An 18,052-nucleotide genomic window follows, 5' to 3' on the forward strand; every position below is an offset into this window, starting at 1 on the left:
GCGGTTTTTTTGGTGGTTGCCTTAATATATGCCAATGTCATCCAGCATGATCTTGCCCGGCCCTCCGGAGAAATAAAAGGTGATTCGTTGGAGGGAAGATAAATCCAGCTGGGGGTTGACCTTGGTGAATTCGGACAAAGGCAGCATTACCGTTTGAAATACCGCCTCCTGTGGATGCTTGTACTTGCCGTCGGATAGACGCTTTTCCAGCCAAGGATGAATCGTGAAGGCGACATCTGGCGGAGGATCAACCGTCCAAAAGTCGGCCAGCGCTATTCGGGCTGAGGTTCCATTTTTACTCTGCAATTCTATTTCTGTCCGCAGCTCCGTTGAAGCAAGATCCGGTTCGGCCAGCTCAAAGCTTCGATTAGATAAGGAAAAAGAGAGGGTATTCGGTTGCTCGAGCATTGATTTAGGTATGAAGGAATCATCCCATAATAAGGAATATGAGGCCTTGTTGTCATTGTTCCCCTGCCATTCCAAGGTGACGCCCCGGCTTCCTTTATTTGTCTGTTTGCGATTTTTGACCTCTTCTTCCACCCATGTTAAATTAGTTCCCTGCGCAGAGCCGCCGTTTGGAAGCGTCACTCGATTTAAATCCTCATCAAACCAAGCTAATTTATTGAAATCGGCATTCTCAAAACGATTGAAATAGGCAGTCCCCGTCGGAAGCCAATGAAGGCCAGTTCTATAATCCTGAAATAGCGGCATGTAGCTCTCATTTCCATGGAGCGTGGTCTCCAGAAATGCAGAAACGTAAACTCTAGCAATATCCCGCTGCTCTTGCGCACCAATGATCGCCTGCCGGCTGAGAAATATTCCCTTCGGATAGCTGATATCGCGAAAGCCCCATTCTGTGTTGAATTGACTGTGGTTGGCGTCGGCAATATATATAGAAGATTTGAAATGGGAAGACGATTTTGTAAATGACGTTCGCATATACTGCCTGTCTCCATCAAAATCAATAACGTCCGCGTCTCGAGCCCCTTGGATAGCTAAATAGCTGACGTCCTTAATGCGCGCCAGTCCCCCGTCCACCTTTTTGTCCGTCGGGGAAATGGCTATGACAGCTTGAATTTGATAACGCTCCAGATTGCCTAGCGTCTCGTCTTGGCTGAACCAGCGTTCGGCATCTTTCGTCATGGCTACTGCTTGGCCGCCTCTAGAATGTCCGATTAGTGCGATGCTATTTAAATCAACCTTATTATAAAAAGGAGTATCCGGCTCACCTGCGAACTCGTCGATTTGCTGCAGATGCTTGAGCAGAAGCCAGGCTCGAACTTTCATATCATTGTCCGGAATCCCTGACCATACGGAATAATTTAGAAAGTTTTCGTCGACCGATACCGTAATAAATCCCCGGCTGGCTAGCAGCTCGCCTAAATAGCCATAGCCTTCATCCGAGAAATCCTCCATAAGGTGATTACCATGAACGATGAGCACCAGCGGAAAGGGGCCGGAGCCTTCGGGCATCCATACTCTCCCGTTTAGGGGTAGCGAGCTCTGATCAAATCCCCAATAGCGTGATCGAAATGCAGGCCATTTCTCAATATATTCGGAGGCATCTACCGAAGTTGAAATAAGATCAGTTCGTTTGCCGTATTCGGATCTCCAATAATCGCTCCCGTTCCCATAATCAAATTGAATATAGTTGAGTTCTCCTGGTTTGGACGGATTAGCTGCCTGAATAGGAGATACGTTGTTCGTTGCGATAGAGTGTGCTGCTGGGCTATCCATGGGCCATACGGCTGCAGTAACACATACTATTCCAAGCAGAGCGGTCATATAGAATAGCAACTGCCTGTTGAAGCGGCCGCGAAGCAGTCCGGCGCCAATCCCTGCCAGAATACCCAGAAGAGTCAGCACACCGGCAGTGATAGCAGAGATTGCGGTATCATGATCCTGCCAAAAAATAAAGAAAATTGCAGCTAACGTGTACAAGACGGCTCCTGCATACAACCTGGGAACCCGCAAGCCGATCAGCGCTAGAAGCAAGGCAATCAGATGGACGGCGATAAACAGCCCTGTCGTCCCTAGGGAAATAAATATAATAATGTCCGTTAATGCGCCGAGTCCAGTAGGCATGCCCAGCGCAGCCAGTGCGAATACAAACATCGCTGCCCCCCAAGGGCCAGCCATAGCGATGCGCCAAAACAAAGTATCATAACGATATGTTTGGCGAATTCTATGACGAAAACGCGTCCGCAACCGAGGCTTGAGCGGAATATATTCAGTTTGAAGCTGCTGAAGTTCCATGTTTTCTCCCACCCTTGACCGAGCTTCGCTGCCGAAGAGGCCAAATCCTTTCTTGGATTCATCTCTCCTGCAAAGGATCGAAGCCGGCTATTGATCTATATTTATTGTAACATGCTTCGAGCATCTGGAAAGGTGGTCAGCACTTGATCAAGCGTATTCATCTCGTTTTCCGAAATATGTAATAAAGGGCTACATACGAAAAAGCCCCTTAGGCTTTACGATGGATAAGCAGAAATTATCCAAAGGTAGCCTAAAAGGGGCCGAATCAAGATTTTATCAGTTATTAAGACCTACTTCAAAAGCCATAGTGCTGGAACATTCGTTGGCTCCCAGCCTTCCAGGGAAGTATGAGGCTGACGGCATTCATATACGGAGCCGTTGTAAGTTACCAGCGTCCCTGCCGTGTAAGCCGTATTTGCCGCCCATGGCTCGGCCGCAGGAGCTTCCGCCGTCGTAGCGTTGACGGAATTACTCGCTGCAGACTCGTTGCCAGCAGCATCAAAAGCGCGAACAGTAAATGTGTAACTTGAATCTGCGCTTAATCCGATAACGACATGCTCAGTAGTTGTACCGGAAACTGTCGCTGCCAAAGTAGTGCCGTTATAAATGTGATAGCCTGCTACACCCACGTTATCCGTCGATGGGTTCCACATTAGGGAGACGCTTGAGGAGGTAGGACTCCCCATGACATGCAGATTGCCGGGAGCCGTAGGCGCTTCGGTATCCACAATGACCCCTTCTGTCGTTACAGTAACTGGATTGCTGGCATTCGACAGGTTGCCAGCTGCGTCTTTGGCTTTCACGGTGAAGGTATAAGAAGTGTTCGCGGTTAATCCGGTAACGGTATAGTTCAAAGCAGAGCTTGGAACCGTTGCGGCAAGCGCGCTTCCGTTGTAAATTTGATACCCGGTAACGCCAACGTTATCCGTAGAAGCATTCCAAGCCAAGGACACGCTCGTGGAAGTGGCTCCAGGAGAAGTCAGAGCTCCAGGTGCGCTTGGAGCAATCGTATCGGTAGGAGGATTGCTGCCGCCAAAATTGACATCAATGACATTGTAGAAGGCATTCGCGGTATCAGCAACTTCCCAAACTGCCAGAATGACATGGTATCCGCTGCGCTGCGGAACGTTGCAGGTATTTGAATATTCGAATGGAGGACGGGCACCGCCATAGTCTACGGAGCAGAAAGGAGTCAGATCAAAGGAGTTTCTGGAAAGAGGAGCATTCGGATCCCAGTTTTCTTTCGTAATGTAGTATTTCCAGCTGGCGGTTGCATGAGCAGCCGTAAGCTTCCAAGTGAACGTATTCGTTCCCGAGTTCATGTTCACCTTCGCCCAGCGTGTAGCGGATTGCTCATCCAATTTAGGGAAAGCTCCGCCTGCGCTGGCAATTTTGCCGTCAGCAGGTCCTGCCTGAGGGAATCCTTTGGGTGCTTCTAAGCTCTGAGGCTCATAAACAATGGCCCCGCAGTCCGTATTTTGTCCATTCTTACATAAAGCTGCTCGGCTACCGGGACTTTCTACATAACCATGTGCCGATGCTTGTTCGGCAAACAAAATCATAATAAAAGATAAAATAACTATTACGCCCAAAGAAGTAATCGCTTTCAAAACGGCTGAGTGTGAAATTCGAATTGCTGACATTACGTTAACCCCTTTCTCAATATGAGTGATACTGTCTGTACAACTTTGCTTTATCAAGGTTGACAATGCGGGACTTCCTCCTTATACAATGAGTTAGGTCTTGTTTACTAATATCACCTCCCTGCAAATTTGATTTTATATAAACTCTAGTCCAAGATACTGTTCCAAGGAGCTCCAGTTTGCAACAGTCTTTGACAGAGTTCATACCTCGTTTATGAGACAAACAATGACGAGAATCGGCAAAAATCAACAAAAAATAGGGTGGTCAATAATGGATTAAATGACGAATATAAACAATTATTACAAATCGTTAACAAATTTAAGTAACATAGTAACGCCCGTTTTGCTGCTCGTCAAGCCTATTTTTTTTGAGAAATTTTTGGTATATCATACAAAACCCATATTTATCAAGACGCGAACCGATGACAGGAGGTAAAAAAAATGAAGCCGTCAACCACTTCCATTCAGCGAGATCAGATCACCTTGCCGCCTCAATTTGCCTTGCACGTCTCCAGAACAGAAGGGGTGTCCCCGTTGTTTCAGAGACTTCATTGGCATCGGGCACTTGAGATCAATTGGATCACCCGCGGCAGCGGAATTTATGTGATCAATGGGCAGGAGTACCCGTTCAGCGCGGGCGATATATTCCTGATCAACTCGGAGGATCTGCATCGTGCTTACGAAGGGAATGACTTGGAGATGGTCATCCTGATGATGGAGCCGTCTTTGCTGGCTACTGAGCAAAGGTATGATCCGGAAATTTTGCTCCCCTTTCGGGATACGGGGTCTAATTTTTCGAATCATATTTCCCATGATCAGCCGGGAAGCAGCAGGCTTGCAAATTACATCGAGCAAATCGATGCCGAATTTGCAGCGCAAAGGCGATCGCATCCCTCAATCATTCGCGGATTATTGCTGCTGCTCCTAGGCGAAATTAACCGCAGCTTCAGGCGTGAGGCCGCAGGCTCAAACGGAAAGCGAGGCCGAAGCTTGGGCACTGGCCATTCCCATTCCGGCAAAAGACAGCTGGAGCAGATGAGAGCAGTCATTTTGGCGATGGAAACCGAAATCTCCCTTCCGTGGACATTGAAAAGGCTGGCCGATATCGCGCATTTGAGCCCGTCTCGCTTCAGCGCGCTGTTCAATCAGGTTGTTGGGACATCGCCGTTACACTATTTGGTTCAGCTTCGGCTTGATTATGCGGTCGAATTGCTGGAGCAGGGAGAACTGAGCGTGCTGGAAATCGCTCAGCAATGCGGATTCCGCAATCTCTCGAACTTTAATCGGCTGTTCTTGAATTATTTAGGCATGACGCCAACAGCGATGAGGAAGCGGCTGCATGGGGAGTATGAGTATAAATCATCTGTTAACACTCCTGAAAAGTAAGATCGTATTAATTTAGAGGCTGATAATAGAAGAATTCGTCAGGTTATCTTTGTATTCTAAAGAAGAAGGAGAGATGACCTATGAACTTCTATTTGGGTGTCGACGCTGGCGGCAGTAAGACATACAGCCTCATCGTCAACGAGAAGGGCGAGACACTCGGTCGCGGTGTAAGCGGCAATGGAAATCATCAAACCAATCCCAGGCATGCGGAGAATAATATTGCTTCGGCTTGTCACCAGGCTCTTCGGGAAGCCGGGTTGTCCAAGGATAGCATTACTTATGCATACTTTGGGCTGGCCGGAGCGGATCGCGAACCGGATTACGAGGTGCTGCGTCCGATGATTCGAAGATTGGAGTTTCCGGAGTATTCTATCGCCTGCGATACGATGATTGCTATGCGCTCAGGTACGGCTCGGCCTTATGGGGCAGTCGTCATTAGCGGCACGGGATTTAACGCTGCCGCCCGCAACCAAGCCGGAGAAGAAGTGCAATACGGTGGATTCGGATATATTTATGGCGACGGTCAAGGCTCGGGGAGGGACTTGGCGAATTTTGCATTCCGCTCAGCGGTTCGTGCCTGGGATTTACGAGGTGAACCTACGGTTCTTCACGATCTTGTACTCGGAGCCAGCGGGTTTCAAAGTGTGCCGCAAATGATAGATGCCGCTCTGGATCAAGGCTATACCCCTCCGCTAACATTGGCTGAACTTGTGTTTGAAGCTGCTGAGCAAGGCGATCAAGTAGCCGCCCGTTACTTGGCGGAGCAGGGCAGCGAGCTGGGAAATGCGGCTGCAGCTCTGATACGCAGGCTGGGCATGGAGGAGGATGAATTTGACGTCGTCCTCGGCGGAAGCATACTGTCCAAGAGCCGGAGCACGATTATGACCGATGCGCTGGGCGAGACGGTCAGATTGACTGCTCCACGGGCGAAGGTTGCACGCATTGCAATGGAGCCGGTCGCTGGCGCAGTATTAAGTGCCATGGACGTAAAGGGACGCGTGGCCGATGAGGAAATCATGAGCCGTATGCGCAGCGCAAGCTTTAGCGATTTGAAGGGAGAGGTTAGAGATGAGCGATAAACGTGGTCTCAAAATAGCTGTAATCGGCGGGGGCTCCTCGTATACCCCTGAACTGTTGGAGGGGCTGATTAACGGATATGCTGAAATGCCGATAGCTGAAATTTGGCTGGTCGATATCGAGGCCGGGAAACAGAAGCTGGATATCGTAGGCAATCTTGCCAAGCGAATGGTTCGTAGAGCAGGGCTGCCTATTCAAGTGAATCTGACCTTAGACCGGAGAGAAGCGATTAAGAATGCTGATTTCGTATCGACTCAAATGCGCGTTGGGATGCTGGAAGCCAGGAAGCATGATGAGCATATTCCGATTTGCCACGGAGTTATTGGTCAAGAAACGACGGGGCCAGGGGGCATGTTCAAGGCGCTGCGCACCATCCCTGTCATTTTGGATATTTGCCGTGATATTGAAGAGCTGGCACCCGACGCCTGGATGCTTAACTTTACGAATCCCGCGGGCATGATCACCGAGGCCGTGAATAAATATTCGCGCGTCAAAACGATCGGTCTGTGCAATTCGCCGATTAACTTCAAAAAATCTCTGGCTTCAGCTTATGATGTTCCAGAGGACAAGGTACTGCCGGAATTCGTCGGAATCAATCATCTGCATTGGGTAACCTCGGCCTTGGTAGATGGTCAGGAGGTTCTCCCTGAGCTGCTCGCTGGAGAAGGCGGAGAATATACGGCATCAAATGTTCCAACCTTTGGTTGGGATCCTGAATTTCTGCAATCACTGGGGGCTGTGCCGACCTACTACCTCAAATATTTTTATATGCAAAACGAGATGTTTGCGGAAATGAAGGAATCGCTGGAGCAGAATGGTACCAGGGCCGATATTGTCAGCCAGGTGGAGAAGGAGCTGTTCGAGCTCTACCAGGATGAGACGCTGGAGGAGAAGCCGAAGCAGTTGGAGCAGCGGGGCGGAGCTTATTATTCCGAAGCGGCTGTAAAGCTGATGCAGTCTCTGTATCTCGGCCGCAATGATATTCAGACCTTGAATGTGGCTAATAACGGAATTTATGACTTTTTGCCCAAGGATGCCTCCATTGAGGTGAACTGTGTCGTTACCTCTGGCGGGCCTGTTCCGCTCGTGCCCGGACGTGTACCTTCACATATCAAAGGTCTGCTGCATGCGGTGAAGACGTATGAGAGCCTAGCGATTAAGGCTGCGGTTAGCGGTGATCGCGCGTTGGCGCTTCAAGCTCTGGCTCATCATCCGCTCGTACCTTCCGTTTCGACGGCAAAGGTGATTTTGGATGAGTTGCTGGAAGCACATCGTGAGTATCTTCCGAATTTTTTCGCATAAAGCGCTCTTCGGCCTTGTAGACCAGGTGCTGTCCCAAAATCATCCATGATGATCGGGGCAGCCCTTTTTATATCCTGCGGGCCAGCATTTTTTTATGCGACCTGTCCTCCTCTCCTGTTTTCCTCTGGCTCTGATGCAAGAGACGGTGATTTCTATCAGATTTAGTTGATTAGGCAAGTAGTTAATCTGCGCCATCTTTTTTAAGATAGGAAGTAAGGATAACTTCAGTGACGTTGGAAAACGGAGTAGGAGGGAATACATATGTCACAGCTTTCCATCGAGAAAAGCATGCAGCCAAGCCCACAGCAAAAGAAAAAAGATAGTGGGTTAATACGCTTTTTCAAACAATGGGATTTGCAATTAATGGTCATCCCAGCTTTAGCGCTAATATTTGTCTTTTCGTACATTCCGATGTACGGAATTATAATCGCTTTTCAGGATTATAAGATTGGCAGCAGCTTCTCGAGCAGCCCTTGGGTGGGATTGAAGCATTTCAGTTATTTTTTTAGCTCACCGGAATTCGGACTGGTGATGCGCAATACAATCATTATCAGCTTTCTTAAATTCCTTGTTGGATTTCCGGCGCCAGTCATCCTGGCTTTGATGCTGAACGAAGTCCGGAAGATGACTTTTAAGAGAGTAGTCCAATCGGTAACTTATTTGCCGTACTTTATGTCTTGGGTTATTGTTGGCGGTCTGGTGAGCTCCTTGTTGTCCGTAGACAGCGGTGCGATAAATATGCTCCTGGAGCGATTGAACTTAATCACCCAGCCGATTAATTTCTTGTCCTTGCCCGAATACTTCTGGGGAATTCTCGTAACTACAAACGTGTGGAAGGAGATTGGTTTCGGCTCGATCGTTTACCTGGCGGCGATTGCAGGGGTTGATCCGCATACTTATGAGGCGGCGTCGATCGATGGGGCCAGCCGATTTAAACAAATTTATTTGATAACGCTTCCTTCAATCATGCCCGTCGTTACGATCTTCATGATTTTGGCGATCGGCAATCTGCTCAGTGCAGGCTTTGAAGATATTCTGATTCTTGCTGCGAATCCGGCAATTAGGGACGTCTCCGATGTTATCGATACGTATGTTGTCCGGATAGGGATTGAAAACTACCGTTATTCTTATGCTACAGCGGTAGGCCTGTTCAAATCAGTGGTCAGTGTTGGACTTTTGACTTTGGCTAACTTAGTAGCTAGAAGATCTGGAAATAGCCTGTGGTAATCTTGACACAATTGGAGGAATGCGGAAATGGTGCGTGACAGCTTTAGCGATCGAATCATGGTTATTATCGTTTATATTCTATTGTCTTTGCTGGCAATTTCAACTTTGTATCCATTCTTGAATGCTCTGGCAATTTCCTTTAACGAAGGAATGGATACTTCAAGAGGCGGAATTACACTTTGGCCCAGAGTTTTCACATTAGAGAACTATGGTGTTGTGTTTAAAGATGAAAGGCTGATTAATGGGTTTGTTATCTCAGTCCTTCGTACAGTGATCGGTACGTTTTCATCGATATTGTGTACAGCCATCTTTGCATACGGTATGTCGAAAAGGGAACTGATCGGGCGTAAATATTACATGATTATGTGTATTATTACGATGTACTTCGGGGGGGGCTTGATTCCTACATTCCTGCTCATTCGTAATCTTGGACTGATGAATTCCTTCTGGGTATTTATCATACCTTCCTTGATTGGCGTCTGGAATATGATTATATTCCGTACTTTTTTCCAGGGGCTTCCATCAGGTCTTGAGGAGTCGGCTAAAATAGATGGTTGCGGGAACTGGGGTACTTTTTTCCGTATCGTAATACCGCTGTCAGGTCCGGTCATTGCGACTTTATCCCTGTTCGCAGCGGTAGCACATTGGAATGAATGGTTCTTGGCGGGGATTTATATTTCGGACGTGGATAAATATCCGATACAGACGATCCTTCGGCAGATTCTACTTTCAAATATTGTAACTAGTCAGGGAGGAATGGACTCTGCGGCTTTGGCGCATATGGATAGGGTGAAAACGGTTACGAGTAAGTCGTTGTCTATGGCAACGATGATGGTAGCTACACTTCCGATTATTACGGTGTACCCATTTGTACAGAGGCATTTCGTTAAAGGGGTTCTTGTTGGTTCACTGAAAGAGTAGATCGAGTAAGGCTATTTCGTAGGATTGAGTTTAGAGCATATCGCTTTAAACATAAATAAGAAATTGAAAGGGGAAAGCAGCAGGATGAAAAAAAGAAATTGGTTAGTCAGTATCTTGTCTGTGGTAATGATCTTTTCACTCATGGTGGGTTGCTCATCCGGTAATGGCGGAAACAAAACAGCCGCACCGAGCAACAATGGGGGAGAACAGCAAGGGGAAGAAACGCCTCAGGAGTCAGACCTGTATCAGCTTGGCAAAGAGCCTCTTGAAATCTCTATCTTCGGTAACTACGATTGGTATAACATGCCGAAGTGGGGAGCAGATCCCATGACAAAATGGGTTCAAGACAACAAGAAGATTACAGTTATTGAAACTCCGAACGGCGGTAATGCAGCTCAGAAGCTCAATACGATGATTGCTTCCGGTGAGATGCCGGACATTGTCTGGGGAGAGCGCGGTGCAGACGTAGAGCGTCTTCGGGAAGCTGGGCTTCTTGTGCCGCTCGACGACTATCTGGAAAAATACCCGAACTTGAAGAAATGGCTTGACCCTGTAGCATTGAATATGCTGCGTTCACCAGACGGGAAGCTGTATCAATTCCCGAACTGGTATACGAACCGTCCGAACGGAAATGCGGGCTGGGTAGTAAATAAGAAAATTTACGAGGAGCTAGGTTCTCCTAAGCTTGAGACAACTGACGATCTGTACAGCTATTTGAAAATGGTTAAAGAAAAATATCCGAACGTCATTCCATTGGAAACAGACTTGGCCGCGGAGGGACATGGTCTTAGCCAAATTTACTCCGCATTTAAGGAAAACAATTTAAGTGCTGAAAGATATTATGCTGTTCCAGTCGGCGACAAGATGGAATCGATCTATACAGATGAGGCATTCCGTGAATCGGTTGTCTACACTGCTAAATTGTTCCGCGAAGGTCTGATCACACAAGATGCAATGACTCAAACTCGTGATCAGGTTCAAGAAAAGCTTACATCCGGCCGCGTAGCTGTGTATGCTTCCGGGAATCCTACGGTATTTGCGATGGAAGCTGATGTAGCACTAAGAAAGAAAGATCCAAACGATGGTTATTTCATGATTTGGCCGATCCATAAAGAAGGTCTGGACAAAAACAAAATTTTCCCAGGTACTTATAATAAATTAGGCTGGAACGCTGCGGTAATTACAACTAGCGCGAAGGATCCTGAAGCTGTATTTGCTTTCCTTGACTGGTGGACTGGACCTGAAGGTATGGTCTTGCAATACTACGATGTTGAGGGAGAGTTCTGGCAAGGATGGCAAGAGGATGGAATTACGCCGATATTTACAGAAAAATATGTAACGGAAAGAGACAAACTTGCTGAGCATCAGAAAGCGACTGATCCTTTCCAGTGGGTGGGTAATACAGTATACTTAGATGATATGAAGGGGAAATATGAAGAGACTCTAAATGAAGAGGATCGCAACTGGGCCACTTACTGGCAATATAAAATTACTTGGAAAACACAAGGCGACTATACGGAGTTTGTAAATATGCATCCGATGCCGGAAACCGAGGAAGGCATTGCATTCCAGCGGGTTAAGGATATCTGGCTGAAAGTAAGAGCGCAAACTTTATATGCGAAAACAGATGAAGAAGCAATTGCAATGCTGGATAAAGCCCAAGAGGATTCTATGAAAGCTGGATTCCAAATAGTTCTCGATTATTATACAATGAAGTGGGAAGAGAACAAGGCAATGATTAACAGATAATTAATAGAAATAAATAATTGTATTTGAGGGGGCCTACGGGACCCCTCATTGCGTTATTCAAATGCCGAGACTGAAAATTATAATTCTTAACCCAAGAAGATGGTTTAAGGGGGGATGTCCGCGATGTACAAAGTGCTGTTAGCCGATGATGAGATGCTTGACCTTGAAGGAATGAAGCAATTCATCCCTTGGTCTGAGCTTGGGCTTGAAGTGGTTGGTGCGGTGAGTAATGGATTCGCTGCCTGTGAAGTTATTGAGCATCGGCCGGTTGATATATTGGTGACGGATATCAATATGCCCAATATGTCAGGGCTGGAGCTGGCACGGAAGGCAATTGAAAAGAAGCCGGACATTCGCATCGTGTTCGTGAGCGGGTATCAGGATTTTCACTATGTGAAGCAGGCGTTATCTATGAAGGCTTGCAGCTATGTGCTTAAGCCGGTGGATGACGATGAATTGATCGCATCCCTGCAAACAATCAGGCAGGAGCTCGAAATCGAAGGTAAACGGAAGGAAGCCGAGGAGCATTACCATAGCATGATTCCCATGGCAAAGAATGAGCTGCTCATTCGTTTGCTGGAAGGAGATCTGCATGGGGAGGAGTCTGAGTCTTTGACACGGCTAGCGGCAGCCCATGGGCTGTTTTCACTTCAAGGCCCGTTGCGGGTGGCCGTCATTGAAATGGATGATTTGGATTGGAAGAATCGGAGCACACCAGAAGAGGCTGGCCAATTCGATCAATGGCTGCAAGCGATGAATAAGGTACTGCAGGAGTGCGGCATGCAGCATACCTGCAAGCTGTCCAAACGGCGGTTAGCTATCATCATGCAGGGAGATAGAGTGAATGAATGCATATTTACATTATATGATGCGGTTAACTCGAAGCTGGCCGTCTCCGTGACGATCGGTCTTGGAGAGCCGGTGGAGGAAATATCCCTGCTTCCGGAATCCTATAGACAAGCACTAGAAGCGCTGGATGGCAAGATGTTTATTGGCAGAGGACATCTTATTAAGTATGAAGAAGTTCGCCGTACCCCGGAAATGAAGGATGCGAGAACGCTGGACATTCGTCTCGATGCTTTGTTCAAGGCGATGTCTAACTATGAGCTCGTTAAAATACATGACGAGATCGATAATTTGTTCCAATCGGTCTCGACGCTGCGCTCCAAGTTTACGATCTATAACCTGGCAATTTATATTGTGTTTAAGCTGGAGGACTACTTGAGCACGCTGGATGAGGATTTATCCAAGCTGTTGGGCTTCGAGCTCTCTAATCTGGATATTGTTTTGAAATTTGAAATGATGGACGATATTCGCTCCTGGCTCGTACGTAAAGCTTTCGAAATTTCCGAAACTCTGCGGCAGAGAGAGAACTCCCAGTGCAGCAGGCTAATCCGTGAGATAATGAGCACGATGCAGGAGCAGATGCACGAGAATATTACATTGAAGGATATTGCCCACAAATTTTCCTTCTCACCGAATTACTTGGGTCATCTATTTAAGGAAGAAGTAGGCAAGACCTTTAGCGAAATGCTTGTTCAGCTAAGAATGGAGAAAGCGAGCGAGTTGTTGCGAAATTCAACGCTTAAAATTTATGAGGTAGCCGATCAGGTTGGATATCGTTATATCCCCTATTTCAGCAGGCAATTTAAAGAAACCTACGGGATGACGCCTATGGAATTTCGCAAACGAGAGTAACTCGGGAGGGAAAACATGTTAGCCCCTATTCATAAGAAAAAGAAGCAGAGGCAGTATATTCCGTTCGGCTATAAGCTGATGCTGACGTATATGTTCTTTATCGTCATTCCTGTCATCGCGATTGGCTATTTCTCAAATGCGATGTATCAAGAATCGATCCGCAAGCATGCCCGAACGAATTTGCAGGGAACGCTGCTGCAAATCAGGAATAATATCGAATACAAACTGGAGGATGTGGAACGAGTTTCTTCTATTATATATGATGATTATTCATTAGTACTGCACCTACGCCATTTCGAGAACGGCTGGGATACTTATGATAGGACGGTTACGACGCTTAGACCCAAATTCCAGAATGCGATGCAAGCAACCAGGTTGAATATGAGCATGTTCATCTTTTTGCAAAATCAGAATTTCAACGAATCCTATTACGGCTCCTTCGAGCAGGAGGATTTGGATATGCTCCAAGGCAAATACAATATTTATCATCTGGATCGGCTGGAAAATCAAAATTGGTATACAACGCATCCCGAAGAAGTGTATGGGAAAACGATGGTTTGGAAGATGGTGCTGCGGGATGAGGAATACGGTCGGATATCCCTATTACGGCGCATGGTTGATGTATTCCCGCTGGAAGTCAAGGAAGTCGGATTTATGCGTTTTAGCGCTAGAATACAGGAGCTGTTCGAAGCGATGGACTATTTGAAAATCGGGGAGGGCAGCGTACTACTGCTTAGGGATGAGCAGGGCCAAGTTTTATATCAGTCGGGCGAAGCCCCCGTAGACGAGGGGATGGAGGCGCTGTCGGAGAGGGATTATTTAGTCATCACGGAAACCTTGAATGACGGGAATTGGAAGCTTCACGCCTATGTGCCGATGACGATTATGGAGCGGGATTCTGCGCGAGTCAGTATGTTTATATTGGGGACATGTGTTATTTTACTGATCGTATTCTCGATCGCGGGGATGTTCATTTCTCGGTATTTTTCGGTACGCGTCATGAAGATCGTGTCCGTATTAAATGCCTTTAGGGAAGGCGACCTGCACAAGCGCATGCGTTATCGGGGAAAGGATGAATTCTCGCAAATCGCTTCCGCGCTGAATGAGATGGGCCAAAATATCGACCATCTCATCGAGCAGGTGTATCTTACGCAAATTGAGAAAAAGGAAGCGGAACTGGAATCCTTGCAGGCGCAAATCAATCCGCATTTTCTGTATAACACCTTGTCATCTATTAGCCGGCTGGCCAAGTTCGGCAAAATTGACAAGCTGCAGAAGATGGTGCTTGATCTTGCCAAATTCTATCGACTCTCTCTAAATGAAGGAAGAACGGTTATTCCAATTCGCCATGAGCTGGAGCAGGCGGAAGCCTATCTTAATATCCAGAGGACGAAATACGGGGACAAGGTGACGATTTCCTATGACCTCGATCCAGAGATTGTAAGGTACGTCACGATTAAATTGATATTGCAGCCTTTCATTGAAAATGCGATGGAGCATGCCTGGTTCGGTGATGCTCTGCACATCCGGATTGAAGCGAGAAAAGCTGGAGACAGCATCGTATTCAAAGTGATCGATAACGGTCTGGGCATGTCGCCTGTACTCATTCGGCGCATCTTCGACCCAGTCGAAGGACAGAATGTCGGCTTTGGCATCCGCAACGTAAATAGCCGCATCCAGCTCCATTTCGGCGCTGAATACGGCGTAACGATCGGCAGCAGGCCGGGGATGGGGACGACGGTGCAGATCGTCATCCCCGCTACCCCTTACTTCCCGGAGGAAGTGGACTGATGCAGGAATTTGGCCCCGGCAATTCCCGGTGAGGTCATCTCATGGGGATCGAGGATTTCATCCAGCTCCTCCGGGGTCAACACTTTATATTCAAGGCATAGCTCTCGGACGGAGCGACCCGTGGCAATGGCTTCGGCAGCGATTTTGCTGACCGTTTCGTAGCCGAGATGCGGGTTGAGCGCGGTAATAATACCGACGCTTTGATCCACATAGGATTGGCATTGCTCCACATTCGCTGTGATTCCTTCCAGACAGTACTTCTGGAACGATTGGAAGGCCTGGTTCATGATGCTGATGGACTGCATCAGGTTGAACACGAGCACGGGCTCCATGACGTTCAATTCGAATTGTCCGGCTTCCGCAGCCATGCTAATCGTGGTGTCATTGCCGATGACCTGGAACGCGACCTGGTTGATGAGCTCGGCCATGACCGGATTGACTTTGCCCGGCATGATCGAGGAGCCCGGCTGGCGAGCCGGCAAGGTGATTTCCCTGATTCCTGCTCTAGGCCCGGAAGACATGAGCCGTAAATCGTTGGCGATTTTGGACATGTTGATCATGCAAAGCTTAAGCGCAGCAGATGTCTCTGTATACGCATCGCAGTTCTGGGTAGCGTCTACTAGCTGGCCTGCTGAGAACATCGGGTAGCCGCTAAACTCTGCCAGAAGCTTGACGACGCGCTCAATATACTTGGGCTCCGCATTTAAGCCAGTGCCCACCGCTGTGGCGCCCATATTGATTTCGAACAAAGCTTGTCTGGTCTGATCCATTCTGCGAATGTCTCTTTCCAGCACACGACGATAAGCTTCGAACTCTTGTCCGAGACGGATGGGGACGGCATCCTGCAAATGAGTTCGTCCCATTTTGATAATGCTGTCGAACTCCTGCGCTTTTTTCTTGAACGTATTGGCCAGCGCGCGAGTCGTCTTGAGCAACCGGTCGAGCAGATTAAGAATTGCTATATGGTTTGCCGTAGGGAAGGCGTCATTCGTTGACTGGGACATGTTCACATGGTTGTTCGGGCTAACTGAGGCATAGTCGCCTTTCTCTTTGCCCAGAATTTCAAGCGCGCGGTTTGCGATCACTTCATTGGCATTCATGTTGATGGAAGTGCCGGCGCCGCCCTGAATCGGATCGGTAATGAATTGATCGTGATAATGTCCGCCCATAATTTCGTCAGCCGCCTGGATTATCGCTTTACCGATCGCAGGGTCAAGCTGGCCGATGTCCATGTTTGCCTGGGCAGCCGCTTTTTTGACCAAAGCGATCGCATGGATAAGCTCGGAATATATTCTGTATCCGGTAATTGGAAAGTTCTCCACGGCACGCATCGTTTGGACGCCATAATAGGCTTCTTTCGGAACTTCTAAGGTACCTAGGAAATCTTTTTCGATTCGAAATGAGTTGTTTGGCATGATTCTTCCACCTCTCCTTATATCTACATCTATATTGTAACCTTTTTGAATCACAGGATATCCAGGTAAGGGCCTGTTTTGCACATATAATTTAATGAGGTCAGAATTTATCCGTCAAATAAAAAACGGAATTCTGGGCCGGAAACAATATTTGCAGCAAATCATCCATCGGCGGATGGGGCTCTTGCCTTGTTCCCGGGTAATGCTCGATCGTCATTTGACTAATATAGCCATGGAACAGCATGGAGACGAACTCCGATTGGCGGAACTTTAGGGTGGTGACTTCATTGGAATCGAAGTCCTTCACAACCGCTAAATGCGCCTCTTCATAAATGAGCAGCGCGGATTGCCCTTCGCAGGCTATAGCCAGTCTGAAATCGGTAACCGATTCATACTGGAGCCTGCGCTGCAATACCGGTCTTAGGATATGCAGAGTTTCGGCCAACCGGATCAATTTCCACATCATCAGGTTCGAAGCATCCTCATCCGCGTGCCACTGCTTTAGAAGTGTCAGTAAGGCGTGATCCGGCGGAAGGCTGAATTGCACCTTCCTTACGTCGGGATGCTGTTCGAGCAAATGGTATACAAGCGGTAGAATGGCGGATTCGTGTCCCGGCAAGTAGCAGAGCTCCTCAAGTCCGATGGCCTCGTTGTTTTTCCGGCCTAGACGACCGTAAGCCGCAATGGAATCGCCTTGCAGGGCCACGGCCCAGGTGCCATCCCGCCACTCTACCGACTGCAGCATGTCCTGCCAATACGTATAGGTACGTACCCGTGATAAAGTACGTCTGTTGTTGATTTGCTCATATATATCAGCAACTTGCTTCGTATGGACAGAAGGGTCGAAGGGTTGGATCGAATAAAGGGATGCCGCCCCGGATTCGGCTATCATTCGGCTTGCTTCGGAGATAACTTTCTCTGCTGTTAGCTGATATTCCATTTCCGGTACGATGGCCCATCCCAATTTCTCATAAAAAGGATGGATGACCGCGAAGAGCAACGATAAATCGTAACCCTCCCGTGCCATCCATTCTGTCGATTTGTGCAAAATTTTCAGACCTAACCCTTGCCCGCGGAATTCGGGTCGCGTTGCTACGCTGCCGATGCCAGCAACCTTGAGAGTAGCTTCTTCTATACGGCATATATAAGGGAAAACTTGGATCGTCGAAGCGACAACTCCATCCACGACAGCTACCCAAGTTGTATCAAAGCGATAAGTGCTGCTGTGGTCTAGACGGGATTGAAAATAAGACTTGCCTAAGGGAAAGCACGTGTCCAACAGTTCATAAACCGCTTCCAACTCGATACGGCTTTGAACCGGACGAATCTCAATACTCGACATCATCAGGTCACATCCCATGCTTCATGAATTAACTAGATATGTCTAATGTATCATGTTCCATATTATACTCACAAGACAGATAAGGCGGTTCGATGAATTTATTGAGGCTGCAACTTTTCTCCTGTTTTTAATGTATTAAGTTTAATGTAATTGAGAAATGGGTAAGTTGCTTTAGTGCATTAATAGGAATCATACATAATTATGCTGCGTTGTGCGATATAGATGGCGAAGAAAGGAGCAAAATA

The 18,052-nt window shown here is 47.6% G+C and carries 12 protein-coding genes; 8 read left to right on the plus strand and 4 right to left on the minus strand.

All coding sequences use genetic code 11. The features are described from left to right. Positions 1-21 precede the first annotated feature (21 nt). Together CZ379_RS11090 and CZ379_RS11095 are read right to left on the minus strand one after the other, a co-directional pair. A complete protein-coding gene (locus CZ379_RS11090; RefSeq protein WP_110931684.1) occupies positions 22-2,256 on the minus strand; it encodes an alpha/beta hydrolase family protein in 2,235 nt (744 codons plus the stop codon). Between the two features lie 290 nt (positions 2,257-2,546). Then, positions 2,547-3,899, minus strand: coding sequence for a lytic polysaccharide monooxygenase (locus CZ379_RS11095; protein WP_110931685.1), 1,353 nt, complete (start codon positions 3,897-3,899; stop codon positions 2,547-2,549). Between the two features lie 441 nt (positions 3,900-4,340). Between CZ379_RS11095 and CZ379_RS11100 the strand changes: the two genes are divergently transcribed. From CZ379_RS11100 to CZ379_RS11135, 8 genes are all read left to right on the plus strand, one after another. Continuing rightward, positions 4,341-5,285 carry an AraC family transcriptional regulator gene (locus CZ379_RS11100; RefSeq protein WP_110931686.1) on the plus strand — a complete coding sequence of 315 codons (945 nt, stop codon included), beginning with the start codon at positions 4,341-4,343 and terminating at the stop codon, positions 5,283-5,285. An 80-nt stretch (positions 5,286-5,365) separates the two neighbouring features. Next, on the plus strand, positions 5,366-6,364 hold the full coding sequence (locus CZ379_RS11105; protein WP_110931687.1) for an N-acetylglucosamine kinase: 999 nt from the start codon (positions 5,366-5,368) through the stop codon (positions 6,362-6,364). Beyond that, entirely contained in the window at positions 6,354-7,664 is a 1,311-nt protein-coding gene (locus CZ379_RS11110) for a 6-phospho-beta-glucosidase (protein WP_110931688.1), read from the plus strand. The genes CZ379_RS11105 and CZ379_RS11110 overlap by 11 nt, the downstream gene beginning before the upstream one ends. A gap of 261 nt (positions 7,665-7,925) precedes the next feature. Next, entirely contained in the window at positions 7,926-8,891 is a 966-nt protein-coding gene (locus CZ379_RS11115) for an ABC transporter permease (protein ID WP_110931689.1), read from the plus strand. Positions 8,892-8,918: 27 nt separating this feature from the next. Then, on the plus strand, positions 8,919-9,812 hold the full coding sequence (locus CZ379_RS11120) for a carbohydrate ABC transporter permease (RefSeq protein WP_110931690.1): 894 nt from the start codon (positions 8,919-8,921) through the stop codon (positions 9,810-9,812). 84 nt (positions 9,813-9,896) lie between these two features. Continuing rightward, complete coding sequence (locus tag CZ379_RS11125) at positions 9,897-11,561, plus strand: extracellular solute-binding protein (protein WP_110931691.1); 1,665 nt, start codon at positions 9,897-9,899, stop codon at positions 11,559-11,561. A 123-nt stretch (positions 11,562-11,684) separates the two neighbouring features. Then, positions 11,685-13,259: a response regulator gene (locus tag CZ379_RS11130; protein WP_110931692.1), complete on the plus strand. Its 1,575-nt coding sequence runs from the start codon at positions 11,685-11,687 to the stop codon at positions 13,257-13,259. 15 nt (positions 13,260-13,274) lie between these two features. Further along, positions 13,275-15,050, plus strand: a complete 1,776-nt coding sequence (locus tag CZ379_RS11135; RefSeq protein ID WP_110931693.1) for a cache domain-containing sensor histidine kinase — start codon at positions 13,275-13,277, stop codon at positions 15,048-15,050. Here the strand turns inward: CZ379_RS11135 and aspA are convergent. Continuing rightward, positions 15,026-16,465, minus strand: coding sequence for an aspartate ammonia-lyase (aspA, locus tag CZ379_RS11140; protein WP_110931694.1), 1,440 nt, complete (start codon positions 16,463-16,465; stop codon positions 15,026-15,028). The genes CZ379_RS11135 and aspA overlap by 25 nt on opposite strands. Positions 16,466-16,565: 100 nt before the next feature. Then, positions 16,566-17,810 (minus strand): GNAT family N-acetyltransferase, encoded by a 1,245-nt coding sequence (locus CZ379_RS11145; protein ID WP_234404887.1) that lies wholly within the window; start codon positions 17,808-17,810, stop codon positions 16,566-16,568. Positions 17,811-18,052: the final 242 nt, after the last annotated feature.

This window comes from Paenibacillus bouchesdurhonensis, assembly GCF_900155685.1.
Lineage (GTDB): Bacteria > Bacillota > Bacilli > Paenibacillales > Paenibacillaceae > Fontibacillus > Fontibacillus bouchesdurhonensis.

Coding starts and splice junctions, on each gene's coding strand:
- CZ379_RS11125 (WP_110931691.1), top strand. CDS start 9,897: ATGAAAAAAAGAAATTGGTTAGTCAGTATCTTGTCTGTGGTAATGATC.
- CZ379_RS11110 (WP_110931688.1), top strand. CDS start 6,354: ATGAGCGATAAACGTGGTCTCAAAATAGCTGTAATCGGCGGGGGCTCC.
- CZ379_RS11100 (WP_110931686.1), top strand. CDS start 4,341: ATGAAGCCGTCAACCACTTCCATTCAGCGAGATCAGATCACCTTGCCG.
- CZ379_RS11105 (WP_110931687.1), top strand. CDS start 5,366: ATGAACTTCTATTTGGGTGTCGACGCTGGCGGCAGTAAGACATACAGC.
- CZ379_RS11120 (WP_110931690.1), top strand. CDS start 8,919: ATGGTGCGTGACAGCTTTAGCGATCGAATCATGGTTATTATCGTTTAT.
- CZ379_RS11135 (WP_110931693.1), top strand. CDS start 13,275: ATGTTAGCCCCTATTCATAAGAAAAAGAAGCAGAGGCAGTATATTCCG.
- aspA (WP_110931694.1), bottom strand. CDS start 16,465: ATGCCAAACAACTCATTTCGAATCGAAAAAGATTTCCTAGGTACCTTA.
- CZ379_RS11130 (WP_110931692.1), top strand. CDS start 11,685: ATGTACAAAGTGCTGTTAGCCGATGATGAGATGCTTGACCTTGAAGGA.
- CZ379_RS11145 (WP_234404887.1), bottom strand. CDS start 17,810: ATGATGTCGAGTATTGAGATTCGTCCGGTTCAAAGCCGTATCGAGTTG.
- CZ379_RS11095 (WP_110931685.1), bottom strand. CDS start 3,899: ATGTCAGCAATTCGAATTTCACACTCAGCCGTTTTGAAAGCGATTACT.
- CZ379_RS11115 (WP_110931689.1), top strand. CDS start 7,926: ATGTCACAGCTTTCCATCGAGAAAAGCATGCAGCCAAGCCCACAGCAA.
- CZ379_RS11090 (WP_110931684.1), bottom strand. CDS start 2,256: ATGGAACTTCAGCAGCTTCAAACTGAATATATTCCGCTCAAGCCTCGG.